Origin of the sequence: Streptomyces sp. UG1, assembly GCF_049974585.1 — a bacterium.
Taxonomy (GTDB): Bacteria; Actinomycetota; Actinomycetes; order Streptomycetales; family Streptomycetaceae; genus Streptomyces.
Genome location: NZ_JBNGGG010000002.1, coordinates 154775 through 180700, shown reverse-complemented (window position 1 = coordinate 180700; position 25926 = coordinate 154775). Strand labels below are relative to the sequence as shown.

Sequence of the window (25926 nt, the reverse complement as noted above, 5' to 3'; positions counted from 1 at the left end):
CCGAAGGGCCCGCACCTCCCACGGGAGCGGGCCCTTCGGCGTTACGGCTGTGCTGTGGCGTGCGCGTCAGCGGACCGGCGTGCCCTGCGCCTGCTGCGGGGCGATGCCCAGCGCCGTCGTGTACTTCGACAGGGCGAGCTTGCCGATCGCCGGGTACGGGCCGAGCGGCTCGGCGGCGGAGCAGCCCGCCTCCTGCGCGGCCTGGGCGATCAGGCTCGGGTCGATCTCCGGCCCTATCAGATACGGCGCCAGCGCGAGCTGCTGCGAGCCCGAGGACCGAAGCTGCTCGGCGACGGCCGTGATGGAGCCGTCCTGGTCCAGGGCCGCCGCCATCACCGGCACGGCCAGCCGCGCGGCGAGCAGCATGCCGGTGATCCCGGCCGCCTGCACGGCCTCCTCGCCACCGACGGAGGCCAGGATGATGCCGTCCGCGGCAGTGGCCACGGTGAACAGCCGGGCGCGGTCGGCGCGGGCCAGACCGGCCTCCGACAGGCGCACGTGCAGCGCCTCGGCGAGCAGCGGGTGCGGGCCGAGCACATCGGTCAGGTCGGCCGCGACACGGCTGTCCATCACGGCCTGGCGGATGACGCGCAGCAGCGCGCCGTCCGGGCCGGCGAGCAGCGGCACGACGACCGCGACGGGGCCCTCGGGCTCCTTGGCCTCCACACCCGCGGCGAGCGCCTGCTCATAGCGGGCGGTGCGCTCCTCGGCGGCGTGGACCAGCACCGACTGGAGCGTGGGGAACTCCGCGTCGTCACCGTCGACGTACCCGATCCGGGCGTCGAGACCGGGGAGCTCGGAGCGGGCGATGCTCACGACCTCCTCGGCGAGGCCGCGGGTCGCGGCGCTCGGCGTGCCCGGCACAGCGAGGACGAGCGCGGGCGCGCCCTCGGGAGCCGCCAGGGGCTCGGGTCGGCGGTGCCGCCCGGGCTGGCGGGGGCGCGGCATTCGTACTGGCAGGCCGGACGCGGGCCCAGTGGGGGAGCTCATGGCGCCGCATGTTACTGGTTTCCTGGGCTCCCCTGTTCGGGGAGGGTGCAGGTGAGCGGTATACGTCCGCTTTTGTCTGATTGAGTTACATGCGGTACGGAAGCATGTGACGTAGGTGGGTCAGTCCCTGTGTCCGGTCACCACACAGAGCATCGCCTCGTCGCTCGGCAGAGTCGGCGCGCCCGCCGCGAGATCCGTCGCGATGCGCACCGCCCCCTCCAGCGGATCCCCGGCGGCCGGCACCCGCTGTGCGTGCGGCAGCCGCTTCGACAACTCCTCCTCCACAGGTACGACGAGCGCGGCACCCATGTTCAACAGGCCACCGGTCAGCGCGACTTGGGGCTCTCCCGAGGCCGGGCAGACGGCGGCCGCGGAATCGGCCATGTGCCGTGCGGCGGCGCGCAGGATGTCCGCGGCCACCGGGTCGCCGTCGGCGCAGGCGGCCACCTGGGGAGCGAAGGAGGCGAGGACGGCGGGGCGGTCCGGGCGCGGATAGAGCTTGCCGGGCAGCCCGCGCACCGGCCCGAACAGTTCCTCGGCGCGGGCCAGCAGTTCGGCCGACCCGCCGGCCCGCCCGTCGTGGGCCCGCATCGCCGCCTCCAGCCCGGCCCGTCCGATCCAGGCACCGCTGCCGCAGTCGCCCAGCAGATGCCCCCAGCCGTCCGCCCGGCGCCAGCGCGTCAGGTCGGTGCCGACCGCGATCAGCCCCGTACCGGCCGCGATCACGGCACCGGGCCGGTTCCCGAGGGCGCCGGCATAGGCGGTGACGGCATCGGCGGCCAGGGCGACCCGCCGGATGCCGAACTCCCGCTCCAGCGCGGTCGGCAGCTCGGCGCGCAGACCGTCCCCGAGACTGGCGAGCCCGGCGGCCCCGACGGCGACCGCACCGAGCCCGGCGACCCCGGCCTCGGCCACCGCCTCGCGCACCATGGGCGCCAACCGCTCCATGAAGTGCCCGGCGTCGATACCCCGTTCCCCGGTGCGCACGGGCTCACGGGACTCGCGACGGCCCCGCACACCGCCGTCGACGGTGCCGACGGCGATCCGCATGCCGGAGCCGCCGGAGTCGACCGCGAGGAAGCCGGCGGCGTCGGTCACGGCAGGCGCCAGTCCACCGGTTGGCCTCCCTGGCCGATCAGGAGGTCGTTGGCGCGGCTGAACGGGCGGGAGCCGAAGAAGCCGCGGTCGGCGGACATGGGGGACGGGTGTGCCGACTCCACCGAGGGGAGGTTGCCGAGCAAGGGGCGCAGGTTGCGGGCGTCGCGGCCCCAGAGGATGGACACCAGCGGCTTGCCGCGTGCGGCGAGGGCCCGTATGGCCTGCTCGGTGACCTCCTCCCAGCCCTTGCCCCGGTGGGCTCCCGGTTTGCGCGGGGCCGTGGTGAGCGCCCTGTTGAGCAGCAGCACGCCCTGTTGGGTCCACGGCGTCAGATCCCCGTTGGACGGCTGCGGCAGCCCCAGGTCGGTGTTCAGCTCCCGGTAGATGTTGACGAGGCTGCCGGGCAGGGGGCGCACCTCGGGCGCGACCGAGAACGACAAGCCGACAGCATGGCCCGGGGTGGGGTACGGGTCCTGTCCGACGATCAGGACCCGTACCTCGTCGAAGGGTTGCTGGAAGGCCCGCAGGACGTTCGGCCCGGCCGGCAGATAGGTGCGTCCCGCGCCGATCTCCTGGCGCAGGAAGTCGCCCATCGCGGCGATCCGTTCGGCGACGGGTTCCAGGGCCTTCGCCCAGCCCGCTTCGACGATTTCATGCAAGGGTCGTGGTGCCACGGGCGTCACCCTACTGCCGCACGGGCAGCACCGATCAACCAGTGGCCAACGCCGACCGGTAAGCCGCGACGGCTCATGCGACCACCGCGGCCCGGACGCACAGCACGTCCGGCAGATGCGACGCGAGCTGCCGCCAGCTTTCGCCGTCGTCGGCCGACGCGAAGACCTCGCCGTTGCGATTGCCGAAGTACACGCCCGCCGGGTCCGCGTCGTCCGTGCACATCGCGTCGCGCAGCACCGTGCCGTAGTGGTCCTCCTGCGGCAGTCCCGCCGACAGCGGCTCCCAGCTCTTGCCCGCGTCCGCCGTGCGGAAGACGCGACAGCGGTGGCCGGCCGGGACGCGGTCGGAGTCGGCGTTGATCGGGAAGACGTACGCCGTCTCGCCGCGGTGCGGGTGCGCGGCCGCCGCGAAGCCGAAGGTGGACGGCAGGCCCTCGCCGATGTCCGTCCAGTGCGCGCCCGCGTCGTCGCTGCGGTACACGCCCCAGTGGTTCTGGAGGTACAGCCGGTCCGAGTCCGCCGCGTCCTGCGCGATCTTGTGCACGCACTGGCCGAACTCCGGGTTCGGATCCGGCAGGAACACCGCGGAGACACCGGAGTTGGACGGCGCCCAGCTCGCACCGCCGTCGGTGGTCTTGAAAACCCCCGCGGTCGAGACGGCGACCGTCACGGCCCTCGGGTCACGCTTGTCGGTGATGATGGTGTGCAGGCCCTCACCGCCGCCGCCCGGCACCCATTTCGACCGGGTCGGGTGCTCCCACAGCGGGCGGACGAGCTCGAAGGTCTCGCCGCGGTCCTGCGAGCGGTACAGCGCCGCCGGTTCGGTGCCCGCGTACACCACGTCCGGCTCCGCGGCCGCCGGGTGGAGCTGCCACACCCGCTCCAGGGAGGCCTCCGTGTCCTGCGGGAACCTGACGGCCGGCTTGGCCGGTTCGGTCCAGGTGCGGCCCAGGTCGTCGGAGTGGAACACGGACGGGCCCCAGTGCGCGCTGTCGCCGCCGGCCAGCAGCCTCGGACGCCCGCCCCGGGTGTCGACGGCGACCGAGTACACGGCCTGGGCGTTGAAGTAGGGACTCTCGTCGAACTCCCAGGTGCCACCCCGCCTCCGCCCGATGAACAGGCCCTTGCGTGTACCCACGGCGAGCAATACCTCGGTCATGCCGATCACCTCCGCGACGCCTCTGTCTCAGACACGGGCCAGTCTGCACCCCGCCACTGACAGTCACCCCTGGAAAGGGCGACGCCGCAGGTCAGGACGGCGATGACAGCCCGCCGCCCCGAAACGCCGGGCCCTTTCGCGAAGCCCGCCGACTCAGGGCCGTGACGCGTACCACCACCGGCTCCCGGCAGGTGCCGTGAGCATCCGCCCGCCCTGTGCCGTATGGGAGGGAGGTCGGTGCGGCATGTTCGTGTGCTCGTGAGGAGGAAGCCCTCGATGGCGTTCCGTGGTCCGAAGGTGTGGCTGTGGCGGTGGCGGCGCAATCCGCTCAGGCGCCGGGCCGACGTGGTGGACGCCTGGGTGCTGCTCGCCGCCTGGGTGCTCACCGTGCTCGCCGGAGTGCTCGCCGCACTGACGACGGCCCGCGCGGTGGAGCACGGCATGGCCCGGGAACGCGTCGAGTGGCGGCCCGTGGTGGCCCTGCTCGCCGAACAGGCGCCGGGCACCTCCGATGCGCGCTCGCGCACCACGACCGCCGAACAGGTGTGGGCCGAGGTCCGCTGGAGCGCGCGCGACGGCGCCACGCACACCGGCCAGGCCCGCGTCGACCCCGGCAGCGGCGTCGGCACGCCGGTCACCGTCTGGACGGACCCCCAGGGCCGCCTGGTGACCAGGCCCGCCACCCCCTCCGAGGCCCGCATCCGGGCCACCATGGTCGGCGCGCTGGCGGGCGTGTTCGCCGCGTCCGTCCCGTTCATGGCGGGCCGGGCGCTCCGCAGCCGCCTGGAGAACCGGCGTATCGACCAGTGGGGCTACGAGTGGGCGCGGTTCGGGCCGCTGTGGGGCGGACGGATGCGGGGGACCGGTTGACGAGCACCGGCAGCAAAAGCAGGACCAGCAGCACCGGCAACACGGGCAATGGCACCGGACCCTCGGCGCCCGCTCGTGCCGCGCGACGGTCTCACCCCTGACCCGGCAGTGCCCTCCCCAGAATCCCGTCCACGTCGGCCGCCTCGGGCAGCGTCCCGAAGGCGTGCCCCCAGTCGCCGCCGAGCCGGGTCGCGCAGAAGGCGTCGGCGACCGCGGCGGGGGAGTGGCGGACCAGCAGGGAGGCCTGGAGGACCAGGGCCATCTGCTCGACCAGGCGACGGGCCCCGGCCTCGGAACCGGTGGCGAGCATGCTCTTCAGCCGGGTGACCGCCGCGTCCAGCCGGGCGTCCGCGCCCCGCGCCGGCGCCAGTTCGGCGAAGAGCGCGTCGGCCGTGCCCGGCTCCCTGGTCAACGCCCGCAGCACATCAAGGGCGTTGACGTTCCCCGAGCCCTCCCAGATCGACAGCAGCGGAGCCTCGCGGTAGTGGCGGGGCATGCCCGACTCCTCGACATAGCCGTTGCCGCCCAGGCACTCCAGGGCCTCCGCGGTGAAGGCCGGACCCCGCTTGGTCACCCAGTACTTGCCGACGGCGGTGGCGATCCGGCGGAACGCCGCCTCGGTCCCGTCCGCGTCCTCTCCACGGACTGTCCGGTCGGCGGCTCCGGCCAGCCGCAGCGTGAGCGTCGTGGCCGCCTCGGACTCCAGCGCCAGGTCGGCCAGGACGTTGCGCATCAGCGGCTTCTCGATCAGCCGGGCGCCGAACGCGCTGCGGTGGCCGACATGGTGCCCCGCCTCCACGAGTGTCTTGCGCATCAGCGTCGCCGACGACATCACACAGTCCAGCCGGGTGCAGTTGACCATCTCGATGATCGTCTTGACGCCCCGCCCCTCGGGCCCGACCAGCCAGGCGACGGTCCCGTCGAACTCGGGCTCCGAGGACGCGTTGGAGCGGTTGCCCAGCTTGTCCTTCAGGCGCTGGATGCGGAAGGCGTTGCGGCTGCCGTCGGGCAGGACGCGCGGCACGAGGAAGCAGGACAGGCCGCCCGGAGCCTGGGCCAGCACCAGGAAGACGTCGCACATGGGCGCCGACGTGAACCACTTGTGCCCGCGCAGCGTGTACACGCCGGGCTCGGCGGTGGGCCACGCCGTGGTGGTGTTCGTACGGACGTCGGAGCCGCCCTGCTTCTCGGTCATCCCCATGCCCGCGAGCAGGCCCCGCTTCTCGGTCGGCACGCGCAGCCCGGGGTCGTACTCCCGGCTGGTCAGCAGGGGCTCGTACACCTTCGCGAGCCCCGGCTGGCGGCGCAGCACGGGCACGGCGGCGTACGTCATCGACGTCGGACAGCCGTGCCCCGCCTCGGTGTGCCCCCACACCAGCCCGCCCGCCGTCCGGGCGACATGAGCGCCGGGCCGCTCGTCCGCCCAGGGCGCCGCCGCGAGGCCCTCGGCGACGGCGACCCGCATCAGGTGGTGCCAGCTCGGATGGAATTCCACCTCGTCGACGCGATGGCCGTACCGGTCGTGCGTGCGCAGCTCGGGCTCATGGCGGTTGGCCTGCTCACCCCACTCCTGCGCCTCGGCGCTCCCGGCCCGCAGGCCGAGCCGCCGGATCTCCTCCTCGGCCCATCCGGCGCCCTCCCGGCGCAGCCCTTCGAGCAGCGCCGTGTCCTGCGACGCGTCGTACGGCGTCAGCGGCGGGGGCTGGTTGGTGACGTCGTGCGTGGCGTACTGCCCGGACTGCTCCTGCGCGGGTATCGAGACCATGCCACTCATGTTGCATCAGCGCTGCGATTGCAGCAATCCTGTAATGCGCTGGATCGGCACGTAAGGTACCTGGCCATGCGGAACAACGCGTCACCGACGGCCGACGAGGTGGAACTGCGCCCGCTGTCCGCCCGCTCGGTCGTCCTGAGCCTGCTGCTGGGGCTGCATCCGCCCGAGCTTCCGGTGAAGGACCTGGTGGGCGCCGTGGAGCCGTTCGGTATCGCGGGTTCCACGCTGCGGGCCGCGCTCAGCCGGATGGTGGCGGCCGGCGACCTGCGCCGCGCGGACACGGTCCACCGGCTCAGCGACCGCCTCCTGGAACGCCAGCGACGCCAGGACGACGCCGTCCACCCCGAGACCCGGCCCTGGGACGGCGACTGGGAGATGGTCGTCGTCACGGCAACGGGCCGGGGCGCCGCCGAACGCGCGGAACTGCGCACCGAACTGACCCGCCTCCGGCTCGCCGAACTCCGCGAGGGCGTCTGGCTGCGACCGGCCAACCTGCGCCGCGCCTTGCCGGACGGCCTGCGCGACGTGGCACAGTGCTACACGGCCCGACCTGACCGCCCCGCGCGCGAGCAGGCCGCGGACCTGTGGCCGCTTCAGGCCTGGGCCGACACGGGGCGCGCCCTGCTGGCGCATGTCGCCGCCGCCCGCCGCCCGTCGGACCGCTTCACCGGGTTCGCGGCCGTCGTACGGCATCTGCTCGCCGACCCGGTGCTGCCGCCTCGGCTCCTCCCCGCCGACTGGCCGGGTGAGCGGCTGCGCGCCGCGTACGCGGACTACCGGCGGGAACTGGTGGCGGACGTACGCGCGCGTGGCCGTCAGGACTGAGGCGGGCCCTCGGGAAACGGCACGGCGGCCGTACGAAGCGCCGTGCGGGGACGCTTCGGACGGCCGCCTTCACCGTGGGGGGACTATCCGCGGCGTGACGTCACCGGTAGGTGATGTCCGAGGCGGAGTACAGGCAGTTCGTGCTGTCCGGCCCCGTACCCACGGCGGTGTTGTTGTTGTACTTCTGGCAGGGGATGACCTTGCGGCCGGAGTCGTTGAGGATCGTGATGCCGCGCAGCGTCGCCACGTCGCCCCGGTTGACGTTGATGCCGACGAGGCGCGCCGTCGACCCCGTGCCGGTCACCTCGATGTTGCTGAGGTTGACCTTGCGCGTGTACTGCGTGGAGCAGTCGCCGCACGAGCGGTACAGCGTCTTGAACTCGCTGACCGCGAAGTTGGAGATGTTCACGGTGCCGGGCCCGTTGTGCTGGAAGACCTTGTCGGCCGCCTTCTTGGCGCCGCCGCCGGTGACGGTGTAGGTCGAGCCGCCGCGGAAGGTGGCGGCGTCCTCGCCGACGTCCTCCCACCACACGTTCTGCAGCGTGCAGTTGCCCTGGCAGTGGATGCCGTCGGCGCCGGGGGCGCCGATGATGACGTTCTTCAGCGTCGCGCCGGGCGCGAGCTTGAAGATCGGGTCCTGGCCCTCCTCCTGGCCGTCACCGGCCAGGTCGCCGCTGCCGTAGTAGCGGACCATGCCGCCGTCGCGCACGCCGGACACGTTGATGGTGGAGCTCACCGGCTGGCTGCTGGTGGGCCTCGGCCACGTGGCGGCGCTCGCCGGCGGGACCCCGACTGTCGTGATCATGACAGACGAGAGCCCGAGGGCGGCCAGGCCGCCGGTCAGCGCGCGCCGGCGGGCGCGGGGATTCGCTGGTGAAGTCATGTCCCGATGCCTTCTTCCGGTTGGGGGGTGGTCAGAGCTTTCCGGCGCCCGCACCGGACGTCACCGAGGCGACGACGCCGGCTGCCGGCTCCGCGGTGTAGCTGTAGGGCGGCGTGGTGAAGCTGCCGACCCGGGAGATCTCGGTCGCGGCTCCACCGAGATCGTTGCCGCGCAGATTGGCGTAGCCGTCCTCGTCGCTGCTGCGGCTCGTGGTGACGGCGAGCTTGGTGTCGCGGAAGACGTTGTTCTCCACGAGCATCTGGGCGCCCATGCGCGAGTGGCAGGCGGTGTCCGCGCCGACCACGTGGTTGTTGTAGAAGTGCCCGGTGCCGAAGCGCAGGCTGGGGATGCGCGAGTAGACGTTGCTGAACTGGTTGTGGTGGTACGTCACCTTCAGATGCCCGGTGTCCTCGCTCGCGTTGTTGTCGCTGTGGCCGACGAGCGAGCCCTTGAAGTGGTCCTTGAAGGTGTTCCAGGACACCGTCACGTGGTCCGAGCCGTGATTGATGTCCAGCAGGCCGTCGTAGTGGTCCTTGTCGTGATCACGGTCGGCGGAGAAGGAGTTGTGGTCGATCCACACCTTCGTCGACGCCTGGACCGTGATGCCGTCGGCCGGCGCCACCGGCTTGCTGATGTTCAGGTTGCGCACGACGACGTTGGAGACGTTCTTCAGCCGCAGCCCGCCGCCGGTGAACCCGGACGACGAACCCACGCCCAGCACCGTGGTGTTGGAGCCGACGTCGACCTGGCCGCTCAGCGAGATCAGGCCGTTGACCCGGACGACCTTGGCCGCACTGCCGGTCACCGCCGACTTGAAGGCGGCCAGGGTCGACACGGTGACCGCCGAGGCGCTGCCGCCGCCGGTGGTCCCGGCGCCGAACCCGATCGGCGAGGACTCGGCCGCCCCGGCGGCCTGGGGCAGGACGAGGACGGCCGCGGTGGCGAGGGCGGCTGCGGAGGCCGTCACCAGCGCGGTTCTTTGCGGGCGTGCACGTGGGGGGAGAGTTCGCATGCGGGTGCGTCCCTTCGGGAGAACCTACGCGATCATGTACGTGAATGCTGTACGTCATGCAGAACACCGCGCGGGGCAATGTGGCCATGTGGGGGCTGTTGCTGAGCGGCTCGGTCACAGTGCTGAACGGAACGTAGGGGGCAAGCGCTTTCTAGTCAACGCTTTGCGCAGAAGAATTCGGTCAGGCCTACTGGAGGCGAGGGCTCTTGGGGGCATGGCCGTGGGAGCGCTTCCATGCCGAGCGTGTCCATGCCACGATGCCTTCTCGTCGCACCGCCCGCACCACGTCCACGAGCCGCGACCAGAAGGGACAAGGACGTGCCCACCCCCCTCCGCACGACCGTGAGAAGACCGCTCCGGACGCTACTCGCCGCCCTCCTGCCACTGCTCGCGGCACTCCTCGTCGCCGCCCCCACGGCCGCCGCCCGCACCGAGGCCGCCGACGCCGTCCCCACCGCGACGCTCACCGAGGTCACCGACTTCGGCGCCAACCCCAGCAACCTGCGGATGTACGTGTACGTGCCGGAGAGTGTCACTGCCAACCCGGCGGTGCTGGTGGCTGTGCACTGGTGCACCGGCTCGGGCCCGGACATGTACCACGGCACCGAGTACGACACACTCGCCGACCAGTACGGCTTCATCGTGCTGTACCCGTCCGTCACCCGCAGCAGCAAGTGCTTCGACGTCTCCTCGCCGCAGGCCCTGAAGCGAGGCGGCGGCAGCGACCCGGTCGGCATTAAGTCCATGATCGACTGGGTCACCGACACCTACGACGCCGACACCGGCCGCATCTACGCCACCGGCATCTCCTCCGGCGCGATGATGACCAACGTCCTGCTCGGCGACTACCCCGACGTGTTCGCCGCGGGCGCCGCCTTCTCCGGCGTCCCCTTCGGCTGCTTCGCCACCACCGACGGCTCGGAGTGGAACAGCGCGTGCGCCCAGGGCACGGTCACCCGCACCGCGCAGCAGTGGGGCGACATCGCCCGCGCCGCCTACCCCGGCTACACCGGGCCCCGGCCTCGCATGCAGCTCTGGCACGGCACCGAGGACGACGTCCTGCGCCACCCCAACTTCGGCGAGATGATCAAGCAGTGGACGAACGTTCAGGGCGTCAGCCAGACCCCGGCCGCCACCGACACACCCCAGGCCAACTGGACCCGCACCCGCTACGGCGGCACCGGTGACCGCGCCCCCGTCGAGGCGATCAGCCTCCAGGGCGTCGGCCACAACCTGTACAGCTACGGCATGGCCACCCGGGTCCTCACCTTCTTCGGCCTGGGCAGCGGTGGCCCCGCGCCCCAACCGCAGCCAGGCGCCTGCAAGGTGACCGCCACGACGAACGCCTGGAGCACCGGCCTGACTGCCTCCGTGACCATCACCAACACCAGCGCGACGCCGGTCAACGGCTGGCGGCTCGGCTTCACCCTGCCCGCCGGCCAGACCATCACCAACGGCTGGGGAGCCACGTACACCCCGGCCTCCGGCGCGGTGACGGCGGCCAGTGCCTCGTACAACGCGGTGCTCGCGCCGGGTGCGAGCGTCAGCATCGGCTACCAGGCGGACCACACCGGGAACAGTGCGGCGCCCGGCGCCTTCACGCTCAATGGGACGGCCTGCACGGCCGGCTGATCGCGCCGGGCCGCGTGCAGGCGGATGACATGCCGTTTTGCGGGAACCCGGGCCGCGCAGGAGATGTCTTCGCACGACCGGCTGAGAGTGAGCGATGGTTCTCGGACTTCTCACCCCCGCCCTGACACATCCGGCGACCGCCGCGGCCGATCTGCTCATGGCCGGGCCCAGGCTGCTGGCCAAAGGAGCCGCACCCGCGGTGGGAGCCGCCGCGGGCGCGGCTGCCGGGACCGCCCGGGCGGGGGTGCGAAGCGCCGACGCCGCGGTGCGTGTCGTGCGCGTCGCCCGCAACGCACTGCCCCCCGGCGCGCACCCCTGGCGATCCGGCACCCGGGTCCACCTCGCGCTGCGGCCCGAGGAGCCGGAACGCGTACGGCGCGCGGGCGGGACGGGGCGCGCGGCACGCAAGGTCGCCGCGGCGCTGGCGGAGCGGCCCGACGTGGCCCTCGCCTACTGGGACGGCGGACTGCACCGCCTCGTGGTGACCGCCGTCGAGGAGTCCGTCAGCGACCGGGTGCTGGACAAGGCCGCGCAGCTCGCCGCCCGGCACGGTCTGGCCCGGGCGGACGACGCGGTGGAGGACATCCCCCACCCCGCCGACCCCGCCGGAGTACGGGCCGCCGCCACCACGCTCGCCGCCGACGGGATCGGCATCGCGACCGCGCTCGCCGGATACGTCCTGCGCCTGCCCGCCTCGCCCCGGTCGGTGACCGCGCTGGTGACACTGGCGCGGGAGAACCCGGCCTTCCGCGGATGGCTGCGCGCGAGGATCGGCCGCCGCCGCATGGACACCGCGCTGGCCATCGCGAACGCGGCCGCCCACGCGGCCGGCCGCACCCCGACCTCCCTGGTGCTCGACGGCACGCTGCGCAGCCTCCAGCTCGCGGATACGGTGGCGCGCGCCACGGCGTTCGACAGGGTCCATGACGAATTGTGCGCGCCCGAGCGGTGCAGCGTGGCGGGGGAGGAGTTCCCCCGCCCGCCGCTGAGCACCTCACCGGCCCAGCAGTACGCCGCACACGCCGAGACCGGCAGCCTGGTGGGCGCCGCGGCCACCCTGCTGGTCAAGCACGACGGCACCGAGGCGGCGGAGGCGGTGCTCGCCGGCTCTCCCAAGGCCGCGCGCTACGGGCCCGCCGCCTTCCACGCCGTACTGAGCTCCGCGCTGTCCCGCGCCGGCGTCCTGGTGCGGGACACCGAGCGGCTGCGGCAGCTCGAGATGGCCGACACGGTCGTACTGCACCCCAGCGCGCTGCGCACCCCCGACGCCGGCGCGGACCCGTGGGCGGAGCCGGTGCTGGACGCCGCGCGGCGGGCGGGGCTGCGGGTGGTGATGGTGGACGACCCGGCCCTGGCCGATTTCACGACCCTCGCCGACCAGGTGGTGCGCGAGGAGCGGTCGCTGAGCGACGTGGTGAACGAACTGCGCGCCGAGGACGGCGTCGTCGTCACGGTCGCCCGGCCCGGCGCCGACGACGAGGACGTGTTCGCCGGGCTGCTCGCCGGCGACGTGGCCGTCGCCCTCACCGACAAGGACGGTGCCGTCCTGTGGGGCGCGGACGTGCTGGCCCCGCACGGACTGGCCGATGTGTGGCGGCTGCTGCGGGCGGTGCCGGCCGCGCGCGGCGTCGGCCGCAGGTCGCAGACCCTGGCCCGGTCCGGCGCCGCCCTGTCCGGGCTCCTGGTCGCCATCGGCAAGTCCGGCCGGCGCCGCCGTACGCCGTGGCCCGGGCTGCGCCACACGCCGGTCGACGCCGGCGCCGCCTGGGCCCTGCTGGCCGGCACACGTGCGGCCGTCGGCGTGGCCCTGGCCCGCGCACCCCACCCCCGGCCGCGCGTGGCCTGGCACGAACTGGAGCACACCGAGGTCCGCGACCGACTGGAGCACGAACCGGGCCCCGAGCCGACCCTGTCCGAACAGCTCACCGACGGTGCGCGCAGGACGATCCGGACGATGGGCCGCCGCCGCGTGTTCACCCCGATGAGCGGGCCACTGCGCCTCGGCCGCGCCGTGCGCGACGAGCTCGACGACCCCCTCACCCCGGTGCTGGCCGTCGGCTCGGCCGCCGAGGCGATCCTCGGCTCGGTCCTGGACGCCCTGCTGGTCATCGGCGCCCTCGACCTGAACGCGCTGCTCGGCGGCGTGCAACGGATGCGGGCCGAGCGGGCGCTGTCCGGCCTGCTGGCCAAGCAGAAGCAGAAGGCGCGCGTCACCGAGGACGACGAGTCCGAGCCGCACGTGGTGGACGCCGCCAAGCTGAGGCCCGGCGACCTGATCGAGCTCCGGGTCGACGACGTCGTGCCCGCCGACGCCCGCCTGGTGTGGGAGGACGGCCTGGAAGTCGACGAGTCCGCGCTGACCGGCGAGTCCCTGCCGGCCGACAAGGCCATCGACCCGACGCCGGACGCCGCCGTGCCGGACCGCCGCTGCATGGTGTTCGAGGGGACGACCGTGGTCGCCGGGAACGCCCGGGCCGTCGTCGTGGACACCGGGAAGCGTACGGAGGCCGCCCGGGCCGTGGCCCTCGCCGCCCGCAGGCCACCGTCCGCCGGCGTCCAGGCCAGGCTGCGGGAACTCACCGACAAGGCCCTGCCGTTGACCCTGGCGGGCGGCGCCGGGGTGACCGCCCTGTCGCTGCTGCGCGGCACGCCGGTCCGCCGGGCCGTGAGCGGCGGGGTGGCGGTGGCCGTGGCCGCGGTACCGGAAGGGCTGCCGCTGGTCGCGACCGTGGCGCAACTGGCCGCCGCCCGTCGGCTCAGTCGCCGCGGCGTCCTCGTGCGGGCCCCGCGCACCCTCGAGGCGCTCGGCCGCACCGACACCATCTGCTTCGACAAGACCGGCACGCTCACCGAGAACCGGCTGCGCCTGGTGCGCGTCACCGACGCCGACGGCACCGTCCGTGAGCCGGACCAGAAAGGCGCCGCCACCACACTGCGGGTCGCGGCCCGAGCGTGCCCCCGGCTCAACGGCGGCTCGGACCGGCCCGTGCACGCCACCGACGAGGCCGTCCTGGACGCGGCCGCCCCCGACCCCGACTGGACCCAGACCGAGAGCCTGCCCTTCGAGGCCGCCCGCGGCTACGCCGCCGCCGTCGGCCGGGCCGAGGACGACACGCCCGTACTCGTCATCAAGGGCGCCCCCGAGACGGTGCTGCCCGCCTGCGCCGACCTGCCCTCCTCGGTGTCCGAGGCGGCACAGGAACTGGCCGGTGACGGCTTGCGGGTGCTGGCGGTGGCCAGGCGCCCGCTCGACCCGGCCGACAAGGCGACGGACATGCTCGAACAGCGCCTGGAGGGGCTGGAGTTCACCGGCCTGCTCGCGCTCGCCGACGTACCGCGCGCCACCTCCACGGCCCTCGTCACGGGCCTGCGCAAGGCGGGCGTACGACCCGTCATGCTGACCGGTGACCATCCGCAGACCGCGCGGGCGATCGCCGCCGACCTGGGCTGGCCCGAGGACACCGGTGTGGTCACGGGTGACGAACTGGCGTCCGCGGAACGGGAGGAGCGCGTGCGGATGCTGCGCGACGTCGAAGTCGTCGCCCGCGTCGCGCCCGAGCAGAAACTCCAGGTCGTCGAGGGGCTGCGGGACGCCGGCCGGGTCGTCGCCATGGTCGGCGACGGCGCCAACGACGCCGCGGCCATCCGCGCCGCCGACATCGGCGTCGGCATCAGCGCCCGCGGCTCGGCGGCCGCCCGCAACGCGGCCGACCTCGTCCTCACGCGCGACGACCTGACGGTCCTGATCGAGGCGATCGGCGAGGGCCGGGCCATGTGGCACAGCGTCGGCGACGCCATCGCCATCCTGATCGGCGGCAACGCGGGCGAGGTGGGCTTCGGCCTCCTCGGCACGCTCCTGTCGGGCTCGGCGCCGCTGTCGACCCGTCAGATGCTGCTGGTGAACCTGTTCACGGACCTGTTCCCGGCGATGGCGGTGGCGGTGACACCGAAGGAGCCGGAGGAGGCGCAAGCCGGGACGGACGTGGGGGCGGATACGGCGTTGGATGTGGGGACGGACGCAGGGGCGGATACGGCGTTGGATGTGGGGACGGACGCAGGGACGGATATCGCGTCGGATGTGGAGACAGACGCAGGGACGGATACGGGGACGGATGCGGAGTCGGAGCCGGGCGCAGGACCCGCTTCCGCGTCCGCGTCCGAGTCCGAGCCCGAATCCACCGAACCCCTCGGCACCTCACTCCTCGGCGCCCCCCTGATCCGCAAGATCCGGCACCGCGCCCTGACCACCACCCTGGGCGCGACGTCCGCCTGGCTGTTCGGCCGCTTCACTCCGGGTAGTGCCCGCCGCTCCACCACGATGGCGCTGTGCGCGGTGGTCGGCACCCAGCTCGCCCAGACCCTGGCCGACCGGCGGGGCAGCCCGCTGGTACGGGCCACCGCGCTCGGCTCCGCGGCCGCCCTCGCCGTGCTGGTCGAGACGCCGGGCGTCAGCCACCTCTTCGGCTGCACCCCGCTCGGCCCTCTCGCCTGGGCGGGCGTGGCCGCGTCGATCGCCATCGCGGTGGCCGGCCAGCGTGCCGTGCCGCACCTGGAACGGACGGTGCTGCGGCATCTGCCGACGGGCCCACGGTGACCGGTGACGCGTCGGCGGTCATACCGACAGGTGGCACTGGTTCGCGGTCAAGCCGACAGGTGGCACTGGTTCGCGGTCGCACCGACCGGTGACGCCGGCCCGCGGTCGCACCGGCCGGTGACACTGATCCGCGGTCACACCGACCGGTGGTACTGATCCGGCACATGCACGTCCCCGCCCAGCTCCCGGGCCGCATGCCGGGCCCACGACGGGTTGCGCAGCAACTCGCGGCCGAGCAGGACGGCGTCCGCCTCGCCGTTCGCGAGGATCTTCTCGGCCTGTTCGGCTTCGGTGATCAGCCCCACCGCGGCGACCGGCAGCGAGGTCTCGGCCTTCACTCGCGCGGCGAACGGCACCTGATAGCCCGGCCCGACGGGGATACGGGCGCCGGAGGCGTTGCCGCCGGTGGACACGTCGAGCAGGTCGATGCCATGGCTGTTGAGTTCGGCCGCGAAGCGGACCGTGTCGTCGGCCGTCCAGCCGCCCCCCTCCAGCCAGTCCGTCGCCGAGATGCGGAAGAACAGCGGCTTGTCGTCCGGCCACACCTCGCGCACGGCGTCCACGACCTGGAGGGCGAAGCGGGTGCGGTTCTCGTAGGAGCCGCCGTATTCGTCGGTGCGGCGGTTGGAGTACGGCGAGAGGAACTCGTTGATCAGATAGCCGTGGGCGCCATGGATCTCGGCGATCTCGAAGCCCGCGGCCAGCGCCCGGCGCGCGGCGTCCGCGAACCGCCCCACGATCTCCTGGATCTCGGCGACCGTCAGCTCGTGCGGCACGGGGTGCCCCTCGGCGAAGGCGATCGCGCTCGGCGCCACCGGCCGCCAGCCGTACGCGTCCGGTCCGACCGGCGCACCGCCCTTCCAGGGCCGGTCGGTCGACGCCTTGCGCCCGGCGTGGGCGAGCTGGATCGCCGGCACCGTGCCCTGCGACTGAAGGAACCGTGTGATCCGGCGGAACGCGGCGACCTGTGTGTCGTTCCAGATGCCCAGGTCCCACGGGGTGATCCGCCCCTCAGGGCTGACCGCGGTGGCCTCGACGACGATCAGTCCCGTGCCGCCGGCCGCGCGGGCCGCGTAGTGCGCGAAGTGCCAGTCGTCGGGGGCGCCCGTGTCAGGGCCTTCCGGGGCGGCCGAGTACTGGCACATCGGGGGCATCCACACCCGGTTCGGGACCGTCACATCACGCAGGGCGTAGGGCTCGAAGAGCGCGCTCACGGCGGACTCCATTCATCTCATCGCGGGGACCAGCGGTCGACTCGTACGATAGGCATCGTAGTACGGGAGGTGTCAAACTACGAGGGGTCTCGTACAATGAGGGAACCCGAGTGAAGTGGAGCCGCCGTGACCAGCCCCACTGTCAGCAGCCGAGATCTCCCGCACCCGACGCGCGAGGAGATCCGCCTGGAAGGCGTGCTGCACGCGCTGTCCGACCCGATGCGGCTGCGGATCGTGCGCGAGCTCGCCGCCGTCGGCGACGAGCTCTCCTGTTCGCACTTCGACCTGCCCGTCACCAAGTCCACCACCACGCATCACTTCCGGGTGCTGCGCGAGAGCGGTGTGATCCAGCAGATCTACCGGGGCACGGCCAAGATGAACGGCCTGCGCAAGGAGGACCTAGACGACCTCTTCCCGGGACTTCTCGACGCCCTCCTCGCCTCCGCCTCCCGTCAGGCCGTCCGCCTCGGCGGCTGAACCGGCCCTCGCGGACCGGTGGTTGAAGAGCAGGTTCAGCACGATCGCCGTGAGGCAGCCCGCGCTGATGCCGCTGTTCATCACCGTCTGGAACCAGTCCGGGAACTTCTCGTAGACCGTCGGCACGCCGACCGGCAGCATGCCCACGGCCACGGAGACGGCCACCACCGTCAGGTTGTCGTTGCCCTTGAAGTCCACCCCGGCCAGCGTCCTGAGGCCGCTCGCGGCGACCGTCCCGAACATCACCAGGCCCGCGCCGCCCAGCACCGGCGCCGGTATCGCCGCCACCACCGCGCCCAGCTTCGGCAGCAGGCCCAGCAGTACGAGGATGCCGCCCGCGGTGGCCACCACCCAGCGGCTGCGCACCCGGGTCATGCCGACCAGGCCCACGTTCTGGGCGTACGCCGTGTAGGGGAAGGTGTTGAAGACGCCGCCCAGCACCGTCGACAGTCCGTCGGCGCGCAGGCCGTCGGCGAGTGAGCGCGGCTCGACCTTGCGGTCCGTCATCTCACCGACCGCGATGAAGTCGCCGGTCGTCTCGGTCATGCACACCAGCGCCACCACCAGCATCGACACGATCGCCGAGAACTCGAAGGTGGGCGCTCCGAAGTGGAACGGCGTGCTGATCCCGAGCCAGTCGGCCTCGCCCACACCGCCGAAGTCCGTGAACCCGAACGGCACCGCGACCGCGAGCCCGACCGCGATGCCGATCAGCACGGCGACCCGGCTCAGATACGCCGGTGCGAACCGCTGCACACCGAGCACCACCGCGAGGACGAAGCCGGCCAGCGCGAGGTTCTCCGGCTCCCCGAAGTCCGCCGAACCGGCGCCGCCGGCCGCCCAGTTGCCCGCGACCGGCAGCAGGGACAGCCCGATGATCAGGATCACGGTGCCCGTGACGAGGGGCGGGAAGAAGCGCAGGAGCCTGCCGAAGACGGGGGCCAGCAGAACGATCGCCAGCCCCGCGACGATGACCGAGCCGTAGATCGCGGGCAGGCCGCCGCCCGTCGTGCCGATCAGCACCATCGGGGACACCGCGGCGAACGTACAGCCCTGCATGATGGGCAGCCGCACGCCGAAGCGCCAGAAGCCGATGCACTGGATCAGGGTCGCGATGCCGCACACCAGCAGGTCGGCGGTGATCAGATACGCCAGGTCCGCGGGCGGAAGTTTCATCGCGCCGCCGACGATCAGGGGGACGGCCACGGCGCCGGCGTACATGGCCAGCACGTGCTGGAGACCGAAGGCGGCCAGGTGGCGGACGGGGGGAACTTCGTCGACGGGATGGGGCGCTGAGGTCATGGACGGACCGTAGACTCCTTGAACAGATTGTTGATTTCGGGAGTGTTGCCCGTTCGTTTCTCCGCTGAAGGGCGTTACTGAAGGGCGCTGTCGCGCGCGGCGGTCAGGAGCGACTCCCAGTCCGGGAGCTTCACCACGCCCCGCCCCAGCGATGCCCCCAGCGCCGCCTCGGCCCGTTCGATCGACTGCCAGCCGGACCACTCGACGGGTTCGACGCCGTCCGCGCGCAGCACCGCGAGCGGGTCCCCGGGCAGTTCCTTCCCCGCGAGCACGGCGGCATCCTCCAGCAGCGACGTCACCGTCTCCTTCGCACACGGCCGATTGGTGCCAATCACACCGGTCGGGCCCCGCTTGATCCAGCCGGCCACGTACTCGCCCGGTGCCACGAGGCCGTCGCGCAGGACACGGCCGGCGAGGTGCGGCACCGTGGCGGTCTCCGGGTCGAACGGCAGGCCCTCCAGCGGTACTCCGCGATAGCCCACCGAACGCAGCACCAACTGGGCCTCGATGTCCTCCCAGCGGCCCGTGCCCGTCACCGAGCCCCGGCCGTCCGGTGCCGTCCGCTCGAAGCGCACCGCGCCCACGCGCCCCGCGTCGGCGAGGAGTTCGACCGGGCGCAGGAAGAAGCGCAGGCGGATGCGGTGGCGGGCGTCGCGCGCCGGGGACTCGGCCCAGCCGCGCAGCACCTCCACGTTGCGGCGCTGTGGCGCGGGCAGGCCGGACGGGTCGACGTAGGCTGGATCCAGCGCCAACTCCTGCGGGTCCACGCTCACTTCGGTGTCCGGCAGGGTGCCCAGCTCCCGCAGCTCCTTGGTGGTGAAGCGGGCCTGCGAGGGGCCCCGGCGGCCCACCATGCTGACCTCGGTCACCCGGCTCGCGGCGAGGGTGGTGAGCGCCGCCTGCGGCATGTCGGTGGGGCTCAGTTCGGCCGTGCCCCGGGCCAGCATCCGGGTGACGTCCACCGCGACGTTCCCGACGCCGATCACCACCGCCGACCTCGCGCCGGCTACGAACCCGTCGTCGACGGCGTCCGGATGGGCGCTGTACCAGGACACGAACTCGGTCGCCGACCAGCTCCCCGGCAGCTCCTCGCCCGGAATCCCGAGATGCCGGTCGGTGGCGGCGCCCACGCAGTACACGACCGCGTGGTACAGCTCGCGCAGCCGCGCCGTCGGCACCCCGTCCGGGCCGACCTGGACGCCGCCGAGGAACCGCACCCGCTCGTGCTCCAGGACGGTCCGCAGATTGTTCTGGAGGGACTTGATCTTCTCGTGGTCCGGCGCCACCCCGTAGCGCACCAGACCGTACGGGCACGGCAGCCGGTCCAGGACGTCGACGACCACGTCGGGGTCCTGCTGTACGAGGCTCTGGGCGGTGTAGCACCCGCTGGGCCCGGAGCCGACGACGGCGACACGAATCACGGCGGAACTCCTTGTCCAAAGATCGTCAGGAGTCGCTCTCGAGTCCAGCATCGCACCGCGGCCGCTCCGCTGACAGGGTGCAGTGCGCCGCACGGGCGCGTGTTCGTTCGTATGGAATGTGATCATGCGGTTACGTTGCGTGTGTGCTGGAAGCATCCTTTCTTAATCTTTCCGATCGCTCTGCGGCGGACGGTGCCGTGTCCGTGTGGCCCGCGTGGAAAGTGCGGGACGGCGGCGGCGCCACCATGTGGTTCGGCGTCCGGCTGGAGTTCGGCGACGGCGCCCGGGTCGACGCGGTCGCCGTGGTGTCCGAGGGGTGTGTGTCCATCGAGGACGTACGGGCCGAGCCGGCGCTCTCCCTCGACGACCTGGCGGCGCTCGCCGACTGGATCGAGGATCCGCTCTTCGAGGCGTGCGGGATCGGGGCCGTACCGGACAGCGGTGAACCGGACACCGCCGAACCCGACGGTGCCGACTCCGGGCCGAGCGGGGCCGGGGCGGGCTGGCCGGGCGGCGCCGAGGGGCAGTGGCTCGTCGCGCAGAAGTACCGGGCGGCCCAGGAGCAGGGCGTCGACCCCGTTCTCGCGGTGATGAGCGCGACGGGACACGGCCGCCGGAAGTCGCTCAGGCTGATCGGGCAGGCGCGCGACGCGGGCTTTCTGACCCGGCGCCGCGCCCGCCGCTGAGAGCGGCCCCGCCGCCGGCGGCCGTATCGGGCAGGCCCGTCAGAGCATGTCCCGCATCCGGGTGATCTCGCTCGTCTGCTGCGCGACCACCTCGTCGGCCATCTCCTCGATCTGGATGTTGTTGCCCTGCGCCTTCACCTCGGTGGCCATGGTGATCGCCCCTTCGTGATGGGTGATCATCAGCGTGAGGAACAGTTGGTCGAACGCCTTCCCCTGCGCGGCGCGCAGCTTCCGAAGCTGTGCCTCGGTCGCCATGCCGGGCATTGAGGCGTGCTCGTGTCCGTGGCTGTGTTCGGCCTTCTCGGTCTTGCCGTGGTTCTTCAGCCAGCCCTGCATGGCGGTGATCTCCGGGCCCTGTGCGGCGGTGATCCGCTCGGCGAGGGCCTTGACCTTCTTCGACTCGGCGCGGTTCGGGGCGAGTTCGGTCATCTCGAGCGCCTGGGCGTGGTGCACGATCATCATCCGCGTGTAATCGACGTCCGCGGAGTTGGGGGAGTCGTCCTCGGCGTGCCGGCGCGCCGCCTCCTCGGCGGACAGCTCGCGGTTCGGCTCTCCGGGCTTGCCCGGTGCGATCACCGAAGGCCCGCTCCGCGCGGCCGGCTCGGGGTCGGAGTCGGAGTCGCACCCCCCGAGCGCGAGTACCGCCACGGCGGCCAACGCGGCGCCGGCGAGCGGTCGTTGACGCCGGGGCGTCTTGGTTACATGTCTGTTGCCCCCTATTGATGTGTGCATGTTGAAGACGATACTCGGGCTTGCATGAACCGTTCCAGTGCGAACGGTCAAGGGAGGAAACAGTGATCCTGTTGAGCAATCCCCGAACTCGCCGCAGACGCCTGGGAGTCGTCGCAGCCGCCGGTGGGCTCCTCGCCGCGCTGCTGACCGCACAGCCGGCCGTCGCCACCCCTGACCCGGGGGACGGCCCCGCCCAGGAACAGAAGGTCTCCGAGAGCACCCGGGCCGAAGTGCGGGAGGCTCTCGCGGACGGCGAGATACCCGGTCAGAACGAGATCGTCCACTCCGACAACATCGAGCACGTGGCCAACGTCCCCAAGGAGCTGCTGCCGGGGACCAATTCGGACCTCGCCTTCCAGGGCAAGTACGCCTTCGCCGGCAACTACGACGGCTTCCGCATCTTCGACATCAGCAACCCGAAGTCACCGAAGACGGTGGCACAGGTCCTGTGCCCCGGCTCCCAGAACGACATCTCCGTCTCCGGCAACCTGCTGTTCCTGTCCACCGACTCCTCGCGCAGCGACAGCAGTTGCAACAGCACCACGCAGCCCGCGACCGAGAAGTCGTCGTGGGAGGGCATGAAGGTCTTCGACATCAGCGACAAGACCAACCCGAAGTACGTGGCCGCCGTGGAGACCGCCTGCGGTTCGCACACCCACACGCTGGTGCCCGAGCGCCGGAACGTCTACATCTACGTCTCCTCGTACTCGCCGAACGCCGCCTACCCGGACTGCCAACCGCCGCACGACGGCATCTCCGTCATCAAGGTGCCGCGGTACGCCCCCGAGAAGGCTGCGGTCGTGGGCTTCCCGGTGCTGTTCCCCGGTGAGGGCCCCGACGGCGGCGGCAACCCCGGCGCCCCCACCAACCCGGGTGTCTCCAAGACCACCGGCTGCCACGACATCACCGTCCTGCCCGGGAAGGACCTGGCCGCGGGCGCCTGCATGGGTGACGGCATCCTGTTCTCCATCGCCGACCCGGAGCGCCCGAAGGTCATCGACCAGGTCCAGGACAACATCAACTTCGCGTTCTGGCACTCCGCGACCTTCAACCAGAAGGCCGACAAGGTCATCTTCACGGACGAGCTGGGCGGCGGCAGAGGGGCCACCTGCAACGCGGAGATCGGCCCGAACCGCGGCGCCGACGGGATCTACGACATCGTCGGCAAGGGCGACAAGCGCAAGCTCGTCTTCCGCAGCTACTTCAAGATTCCCCGCCACCAGGCGGACACCGAGAACTGCGTCGCCCACAACGGCTCGCTGATCCCGGTCAGGGGCCGCGACCTCATGGTCCAGGCCTGGTACCAGGGCGGCGTCTCCGTCTGGGACTTCACCGACTCGGCCAACCCGAAGGAGATCGCCTACTTCGACCGGGGCCCGCTCACCACCGACACCATCAGATCGGCCGGTTCGTGGTCGGCGTACTACTACAACGGCTACATCTACTCCAACGAGATGGCCAGGGGCTTCGACGTCCTGAAGATCAACGACCGGCGCACCGACCCGGCCCGCTGGGTCAAGCTGCGCGAGCTCAACGTCCAGACACAGCCCGACTACTTCCGCTGACCGTCCGGGCAGCCGGGTCCCGACCCGGTCGCGAAGAACCGCGACAGATCCGTGTCGCACGTCCCGCCGGGCTCGGCCTCCGAGGCCGGCGGGACCCCCATCTCCCAGTCCAGCCGGTAACGCCGGAACAACTCGGCCCGCAGCGCCGGCAGTGGCATCGGCACCCCGGGCACCAGCGCCGCGTAGACCGCGCCCATGAGCAGGCAGCGCAGCATGGGGTAGTCGACGTCGGCGTCCGGTGAGCCGTGCCGTACGCAGGTGTCCCGCAGCAGCTCGGCCAGCCGCTGCTGCTCCGGGCACTGCATGAAGCCCTCGGCCTGGAGGATGCCCGCCATGTGCTGGCGCATCAGCACGGGCCGATCCCGGGCCAGGCCCAGGATCGCGTCGATGGCCCGGGCCATCCGCTCCGCGCCGTCCTCGGTGCGCGGCTCGCGCTCCAGCGCCTCCTGAAGCGTGCGGTGCATCAACCGGTGCACGGCGGACTGCACGAGCTGGCGCTTGCCGGGGAAGTAGTACGACACCAGTCCGCGCGCCGAGCCCGCCCGGTCCGCGATGTCGCCCAGTGTGGTGGCCTCGTAGCCGCGCTCGCCGACCACCTCAACCGCCGCCTGCAGAAGCCGTTCCCGGGAACGCCGCCGCAACTCTTCATTGACCGAGGCGCTGCGCGGGGACATGCTGTAACTCCTGCGTTGACTGGCTGCCAGCCAACTATACTCAGCGCGTCCGGCCCGGCTTCGATTCGGCCAGGCCGGGGTTGCCGTCTGCCCCGGGCGACGCGGGGGATCGTCCGGGGCGGGCCCGCCCTCCCCGATGGTCGCCGGAGGCTACTTCGCCGGTCGTGGGGCGGTGCCGTTCGCCCGCGGCCCGGCGCCGCCCACCAGATCCAGCACCGGCCGCAGCGCGTCCGGCCGCCGGTCGGCCGGCAGATGGTCCACGAAGTGCACCGCGCAGCCCAGCGCCGCCGCACCGCCGTCCGCACGCCGGTTGTCACCGACCATGACGACATCGCGCGGATCGGCGTCGAGCGCCTCGCAGGCGGCCGCGAACAGCCGCGGGTCGGGCTTCTGGATGCCGTGCTCGTACGACAGCACATAGGTGTCCACGTACGGGTCGAGACCGTGCTCCCGGAACACCGGGCGGATGTCCCAGCCGACGTTGCTGACCACGCCCACACCGACACCGCGCTCACGCAGCGCCCGAAGTACCTCGGCGGTGTCCGGGTACGGTCCCCACGCGGCCGGTGCCATGTGGCGCTCGTAGAGCACGTCGTGCAGCCGGTCGTCGGGCAACCGCACATGCCGGGAGAGGGTGGTGTACGCCGCCCGGTGCAGCTCCGCGCTCTTGTCCCGCACTCCCCACACGCTCGCGACGTCCTCGGGCAGCCAGGAGGGATCGGCCCCGCCCGGCAGCGCGCCCATCGCCTCCAACGCCTGCGCCACCTCGGCCACCTCGGCCTCGGAAAGCTCCACCTGGGCCTCGGCGAGCGCTCCGCGCAGCCAGGACTCGGTGGACTCGATACGGAAGAGAGTGCCGGAGAAATCGAACAGGACTGCGGTCATGATGCGGATCCTACGGGGCCGTGCTCCGCCGCGCGGGAAGATCCCCGCGCTGTGCGGAGCCGGGTGGCGCTCAGCCCCGTCGGCGGGCGTGCACCCCCACCGCCAGCACCACGACCAGCACACCCAGCAGCCAGCCGCCGACGACGTCCGTGGTCCAGTGGACGCCCAGCCAGATCCGGGTGAGCCCGACGCCGACCACGGAGACGACGGCCACGGAGACGGCCGTACGCCACACGGCGCGTCCGGCGCCGTGGCGGTGCAGCAGCCACAGCATCAGGCCGCAGACCACCGTGGCCGTCATGGCGTGGCCGGAGGGAAAGGCGGCGTAGTGGGCGGAGTCGACGGGGTCGGGCCAGACGGGACGGGGGCGGTCGACCAGGGCCTTCAGGGACTGCTGGATCAGCGTGGCCAGCCCGCAGGCGGCCAGCAGCCACACGGCCGTCCAGCGCGCGGCTCTCCGCCACACCAGCCAGATCGCGACCGCGACGGTCAGGATGCGCATCGTCCACGGGTCCCAGACCCAGTCCGTCAGGATCCGGAACGCATGGGTGACGCCGCGCTCGTCGACCGCCCAGCGGTGCGTGGTCTCCGCGATGTCGCCGTCGAGGGTCATCAAGGGGTGCCACCGGACCGCGACGAGGGCGAGCAGCAGCGCCGAGCACAGCGCCAGGACACCGGCCCAGCGGGAGGCGCTGCGCTCGGCCGGTGGACGGGGCGGGGACTCGACGGTCTGGGTGTGCATACTGCGATCCTCGCCGACCGATGGGGCGAGAGGCCAATGCGGGGGCTGGGATTGCGAATGCGAGGGCTGGGATTGCGACGCGCGCCACGGGAGAACCGGGTCGCGGCGGCCGGCCGTGCCGCGCCTGTGGTGGTCCGCCTCAGAGGGTCAGCAGCATCGCCAGCATCGCGATCCCCATCGACAGCCGGCAGGCCCGCGCCAGCTCCGGCCGGTCGACCCACCCGACGTCCGCGCCACCGGCCGTGCCGGGCACCAGCCGGACGCCGGACAGCAGCACGTATGCCGTGAAGTACAGGAGCAGGGCGCCCGTCAGGAGGGGGATGCCGGAACCGCCGTGCCCGAGCCGGTGGTCGGGCGAGACGGCCATCGCGATCGACATGTAGACCATGGCCAGGGCCCCCACCAGATGGTGCAGATGGTGCCCGCCCGCCCGCGCCGACCACAGGGCGTGCAGGGCGGCCGCGCCGAACACGGCGACGTAGCCGGGCCAGGCCCATGACGGCGGGGTGAACGCCGCGGCGGGCACCGCCATCGCGGCCATGCCGAAGCCCATCAGCGCCTCGCCGCCCGCGGCCCGGCGCTGTTCCTCGACGTGGCTGCGCAACCGCAGCAGGCAGTAGGAACCGGTCGCCGCACACAGCACGACCAGCAGCCAACCGGGCGAAGCCGGTCCGTGCACGCGCACCTCCCCGCTCGACGGTCTCGGTCAGTGCGTCG

22 protein-coding genes are annotated in these 25926 nt (G+C 72.5%); 7 read left to right on the top strand and 15 right to left on the bottom strand.

The annotated features are described in order from the left end of the window. Positions 1–66: 66 nt before the first annotated feature. From ACP4J3_RS03115 to ACP4J3_RS03100, 4 genes are all read right to left on the bottom strand, one after another. On the bottom strand, positions 67–990 hold the full coding sequence (locus ACP4J3_RS03115; RefSeq protein ID WP_426530080.1) for a sirohydrochlorin chelatase: 924 nt from the start codon (positions 988–990) through the stop codon (positions 67–69). A 120-nt stretch (positions 991–1110) separates the two neighbouring features. Next, on the bottom strand, positions 1111–2088 hold the full coding sequence (locus ACP4J3_RS03110; RefSeq protein WP_426530078.1) for an N-acetylglucosamine kinase: 978 nt from the start codon (positions 2086–2088) through the stop codon (positions 1111–1113). Beyond that, positions 2085–2762: a uracil-DNA glycosylase gene (locus tag ACP4J3_RS03105; protein ID WP_426530076.1), complete on the bottom strand. Its 678-nt coding sequence runs from the start codon at positions 2760–2762 to the stop codon at positions 2085–2087. Before ACP4J3_RS03105 ends, ACP4J3_RS03110 begins: the two co-directional genes overlap by 4 nt. A gap of 73 nt (positions 2763–2835) precedes the next feature. Next, positions 2836–3921, bottom strand: a complete 1086-nt coding sequence (locus tag ACP4J3_RS03100; RefSeq protein ID WP_426530074.1) for a WD40/YVTN/BNR-like repeat-containing protein — start codon at positions 3919–3921, stop codon at positions 2836–2838. A 276-nt stretch (positions 3922–4197) separates the two neighbouring features. Here ACP4J3_RS03100 and ACP4J3_RS03095 point away from each other — a divergent pair, with 276 nt between their 5' ends. Beyond that, complete coding sequence (locus ACP4J3_RS03095; RefSeq protein WP_426530072.1) at positions 4198–4791, top strand: Rv1733c family protein; 594 nt, start codon at positions 4198–4200, stop codon at positions 4789–4791. 91 nt (positions 4792–4882) lie between these two features. Here the strand turns inward: ACP4J3_RS03095 and ACP4J3_RS03090 are convergent, their stop codons facing one another. Continuing rightward, entirely contained in the window at positions 4883–6556 is a 1674-nt protein-coding gene (locus ACP4J3_RS03090; protein WP_426530070.1) for a DNA alkylation response protein, read from the bottom strand. A gap of 75 nt (positions 6557–6631) precedes the next feature. On the opposite strand from ACP4J3_RS03090, the gene ACP4J3_RS03085 reads away from it, so the two are divergent. After that, on the top strand, positions 6632–7390 hold the full coding sequence (locus ACP4J3_RS03085; RefSeq protein WP_426530068.1) for a PaaX family transcriptional regulator C-terminal domain-containing protein: 759 nt from the start codon (positions 6632–6634) through the stop codon (positions 7388–7390). Positions 7391–7490: 100 nt separating this feature from the next. Here the strand turns inward: ACP4J3_RS03085 and ACP4J3_RS03080 are convergent, their stop codons facing one another. Further along, entirely contained in the window at positions 7491–8273 is a 783-nt protein-coding gene (locus tag ACP4J3_RS03080) for a pectate lyase (RefSeq protein ID WP_426530066.1), read from the bottom strand. Positions 8274–8304: 31 nt separating this feature from the next. Then, entirely contained in the window at positions 8305–9285 is a 981-nt protein-coding gene (locus tag ACP4J3_RS03075; RefSeq protein ID WP_426530064.1) for a pectate lyase family protein, read from the bottom strand. Between the two features lie 318 nt (positions 9286–9603). Here ACP4J3_RS03075 and ACP4J3_RS03070 point away from each other — a divergent pair, with 318 nt between their 5' ends. Further along, positions 9604–10917 (top strand): extracellular catalytic domain type 1 short-chain-length polyhydroxyalkanoate depolymerase, encoded by a 1314-nt coding sequence (locus ACP4J3_RS03070; protein ID WP_426530062.1) that lies wholly within the window; start codon positions 9604–9606, stop codon positions 10915–10917. A 94-nt stretch (positions 10918–11011) separates the two neighbouring features. Then, a complete protein-coding gene (locus ACP4J3_RS03065) occupies positions 11012–15511 on the top strand; it encodes an HAD-IC family P-type ATPase (protein WP_426530060.1) in 4500 nt (1499 codons plus the stop codon). A 134-nt stretch (positions 15512–15645) separates the two neighbouring features. Here the strand turns inward: ACP4J3_RS03065 and ACP4J3_RS03060 are convergent, their stop codons facing one another. Then, complete coding sequence (locus ACP4J3_RS03060; RefSeq protein WP_426530058.1) at positions 15646–16725, bottom strand: NADH:flavin oxidoreductase/NADH oxidase; 1080 nt, start codon at positions 16723–16725, stop codon at positions 15646–15648. 126 nt (positions 16726–16851) lie between these two features. Between ACP4J3_RS03060 and ACP4J3_RS03055 the strand changes: the two genes are divergently transcribed. Further along, positions 16852–17202, top strand: a complete 351-nt coding sequence (locus ACP4J3_RS03055) for an ArsR/SmtB family transcription factor (RefSeq protein WP_426530056.1) — start codon at positions 16852–16854, stop codon at positions 17200–17202. On the opposite strand, the gene ACP4J3_RS03050 is transcribed toward ACP4J3_RS03055, so the two are convergent. Together ACP4J3_RS03050 and ACP4J3_RS03045 are read right to left on the bottom strand one after the other, a co-directional pair. Further along, positions 17125–18504: a nucleobase:cation symporter-2 family protein gene (locus ACP4J3_RS03050; protein WP_426530054.1), complete on the bottom strand. Its 1380-nt coding sequence runs from the start codon at positions 18502–18504 to the stop codon at positions 17125–17127. The two genes, ACP4J3_RS03055 and ACP4J3_RS03050, sit on opposite strands and share 78 nt — an antisense overlap. Before the next feature lie 74 nt (positions 18505–18578). Beyond that, positions 18579–19925, bottom strand: a complete 1347-nt coding sequence (locus tag ACP4J3_RS03045; protein WP_426530052.1) for an FAD-dependent oxidoreductase — start codon at positions 19923–19925, stop codon at positions 18579–18581. 197 nt (positions 19926–20122) lie between these two features. Between ACP4J3_RS03045 and ACP4J3_RS03040 the strand changes: the two genes are divergently transcribed. After that, positions 20123–20611: a DUF6214 family protein gene (locus ACP4J3_RS03040; protein ID WP_426530050.1), complete on the top strand. Its 489-nt coding sequence runs from the start codon at positions 20123–20125 to the stop codon at positions 20609–20611. Between the two features lie 39 nt (positions 20612–20650). On the opposite strand, the gene ACP4J3_RS03035 is transcribed toward ACP4J3_RS03040, so the two are convergent. Next, the gene (locus ACP4J3_RS03035) at positions 20651–21343 is read right to left on the bottom strand and encodes a DUF305 domain-containing protein (protein ID WP_426530048.1); all 693 of its coding nucleotides are present in this window, start codon (positions 21341–21343) and stop codon (positions 20651–20653) included. A 62-nt stretch (positions 21344–21405) separates the two neighbouring features. Here ACP4J3_RS03035 and ACP4J3_RS03030 point away from each other — a divergent pair, with 62 nt between their 5' ends. Continuing rightward, positions 21406–22908 carry an LVIVD repeat-containing protein gene (locus ACP4J3_RS03030; RefSeq protein WP_426530046.1) on the top strand — a complete coding sequence of 501 codons (1503 nt, stop codon included), beginning with the start codon at positions 21406–21408 and terminating at the stop codon, positions 22906–22908. Here ACP4J3_RS03030 and ACP4J3_RS03025 read toward each other — a convergent pair. The 4 genes from ACP4J3_RS03025 to ACP4J3_RS03010 form a co-directional block, all read right to left on the bottom strand. Next, positions 22896–23582 (bottom strand): TetR/AcrR family transcriptional regulator, encoded by a 687-nt coding sequence (locus ACP4J3_RS03025; protein ID WP_426530044.1) that lies wholly within the window; start codon positions 23580–23582, stop codon positions 22896–22898. The two genes, ACP4J3_RS03030 and ACP4J3_RS03025, sit on opposite strands and share 13 nt — an antisense overlap. 150 nt (positions 23583–23732) lie before the next feature. Continuing rightward, positions 23733–24467 carry an HAD family hydrolase gene (locus ACP4J3_RS03020; RefSeq protein ID WP_426530042.1) on the bottom strand — a complete coding sequence of 245 codons (735 nt, stop codon included), beginning with the start codon at positions 24465–24467 and terminating at the stop codon, positions 23733–23735. Between the two features lie 70 nt (positions 24468–24537). Next, the gene (locus ACP4J3_RS03015; protein WP_426530040.1) at positions 24538–25209 is read right to left on the bottom strand and encodes a phosphatase PAP2 family protein; all 672 of its coding nucleotides are present in this window, start codon (positions 25207–25209) and stop codon (positions 24538–24540) included. A 139-nt stretch (positions 25210–25348) separates the two neighbouring features. Then, complete coding sequence (locus tag ACP4J3_RS03010) at positions 25349–25888, bottom strand: DUF5134 domain-containing protein (RefSeq protein WP_426530038.1); 540 nt, start codon at positions 25886–25888, stop codon at positions 25349–25351. Positions 25889–25926 lie beyond the last annotated feature (38 nt).

Bases quoted from the DNA above. Each gene is read 5' to 3' on its own strand.
- ACP4J3_RS03115 (WP_426530080.1), bottom strand. From the start codon at position 990: ATGAGCTCCCCCACTGGGCCCGCGTCCGGCCTGCCAGTACGAATGCCG.
- ACP4J3_RS03100 (WP_426530074.1), bottom strand. From the start codon at position 3,921: ATGACCGAGGTATTGCTCGCCGTGGGTACACGCAAGGGCCTGTTCATC.
- ACP4J3_RS03095 (WP_426530072.1), top strand. From the start codon at position 4,198: ATGGCGTTCCGTGGTCCGAAGGTGTGGCTGTGGCGGTGGCGGCGCAAT.
- ACP4J3_RS03090 (WP_426530070.1), bottom strand. From the start codon at position 6,556: ATGGTCTCGATACCCGCGCAGGAGCAGTCCGGGCAGTACGCCACGCAC.
- ACP4J3_RS03085 (WP_426530068.1), top strand. From the start codon at position 6,632: ATGCGGAACAACGCGTCACCGACGGCCGACGAGGTGGAACTGCGCCCG.
- ACP4J3_RS03080 (WP_426530066.1), bottom strand. From the start codon at position 8,273: ATGACTTCACCAGCGAATCCCCGCGCCCGCCGGCGCGCGCTGACCGGC.
- ACP4J3_RS03075 (WP_426530064.1), bottom strand. From the start codon at position 9,285: ATGCGAACTCTCCCCCCACGTGCACGCCCGCAAAGAACCGCGCTGGTG.
- ACP4J3_RS03065 (WP_426530060.1), top strand. From the start codon at position 11,012: ATGGTTCTCGGACTTCTCACCCCCGCCCTGACACATCCGGCGACCGCC.
- ACP4J3_RS03050 (WP_426530054.1), bottom strand. From the start codon at position 18,504: ATGACCTCAGCGCCCCATCCCGTCGACGAAGTTCCCCCCGTCCGCCAC.
- ACP4J3_RS03035 (WP_426530048.1), bottom strand. From the start codon at position 21,343: ATGCACACATCAATAGGGGGCAACAGACATGTAACCAAGACGCCCCGG.
- ACP4J3_RS03025 (WP_426530044.1), bottom strand. From the start codon at position 23,582: ATGTCCCCGCGCAGCGCCTCGGTCAATGAAGAGTTGCGGCGGCGTTCC.
- ACP4J3_RS03020 (WP_426530042.1), bottom strand. From the start codon at position 24,467: ATGACCGCAGTCCTGTTCGATTTCTCCGGCACTCTCTTCCGTATCGAG.
- ACP4J3_RS03015 (WP_426530040.1), bottom strand. From the start codon at position 25,209: ATGCACACCCAGACCGTCGAGTCCCCGCCCCGTCCACCGGCCGAGCGC.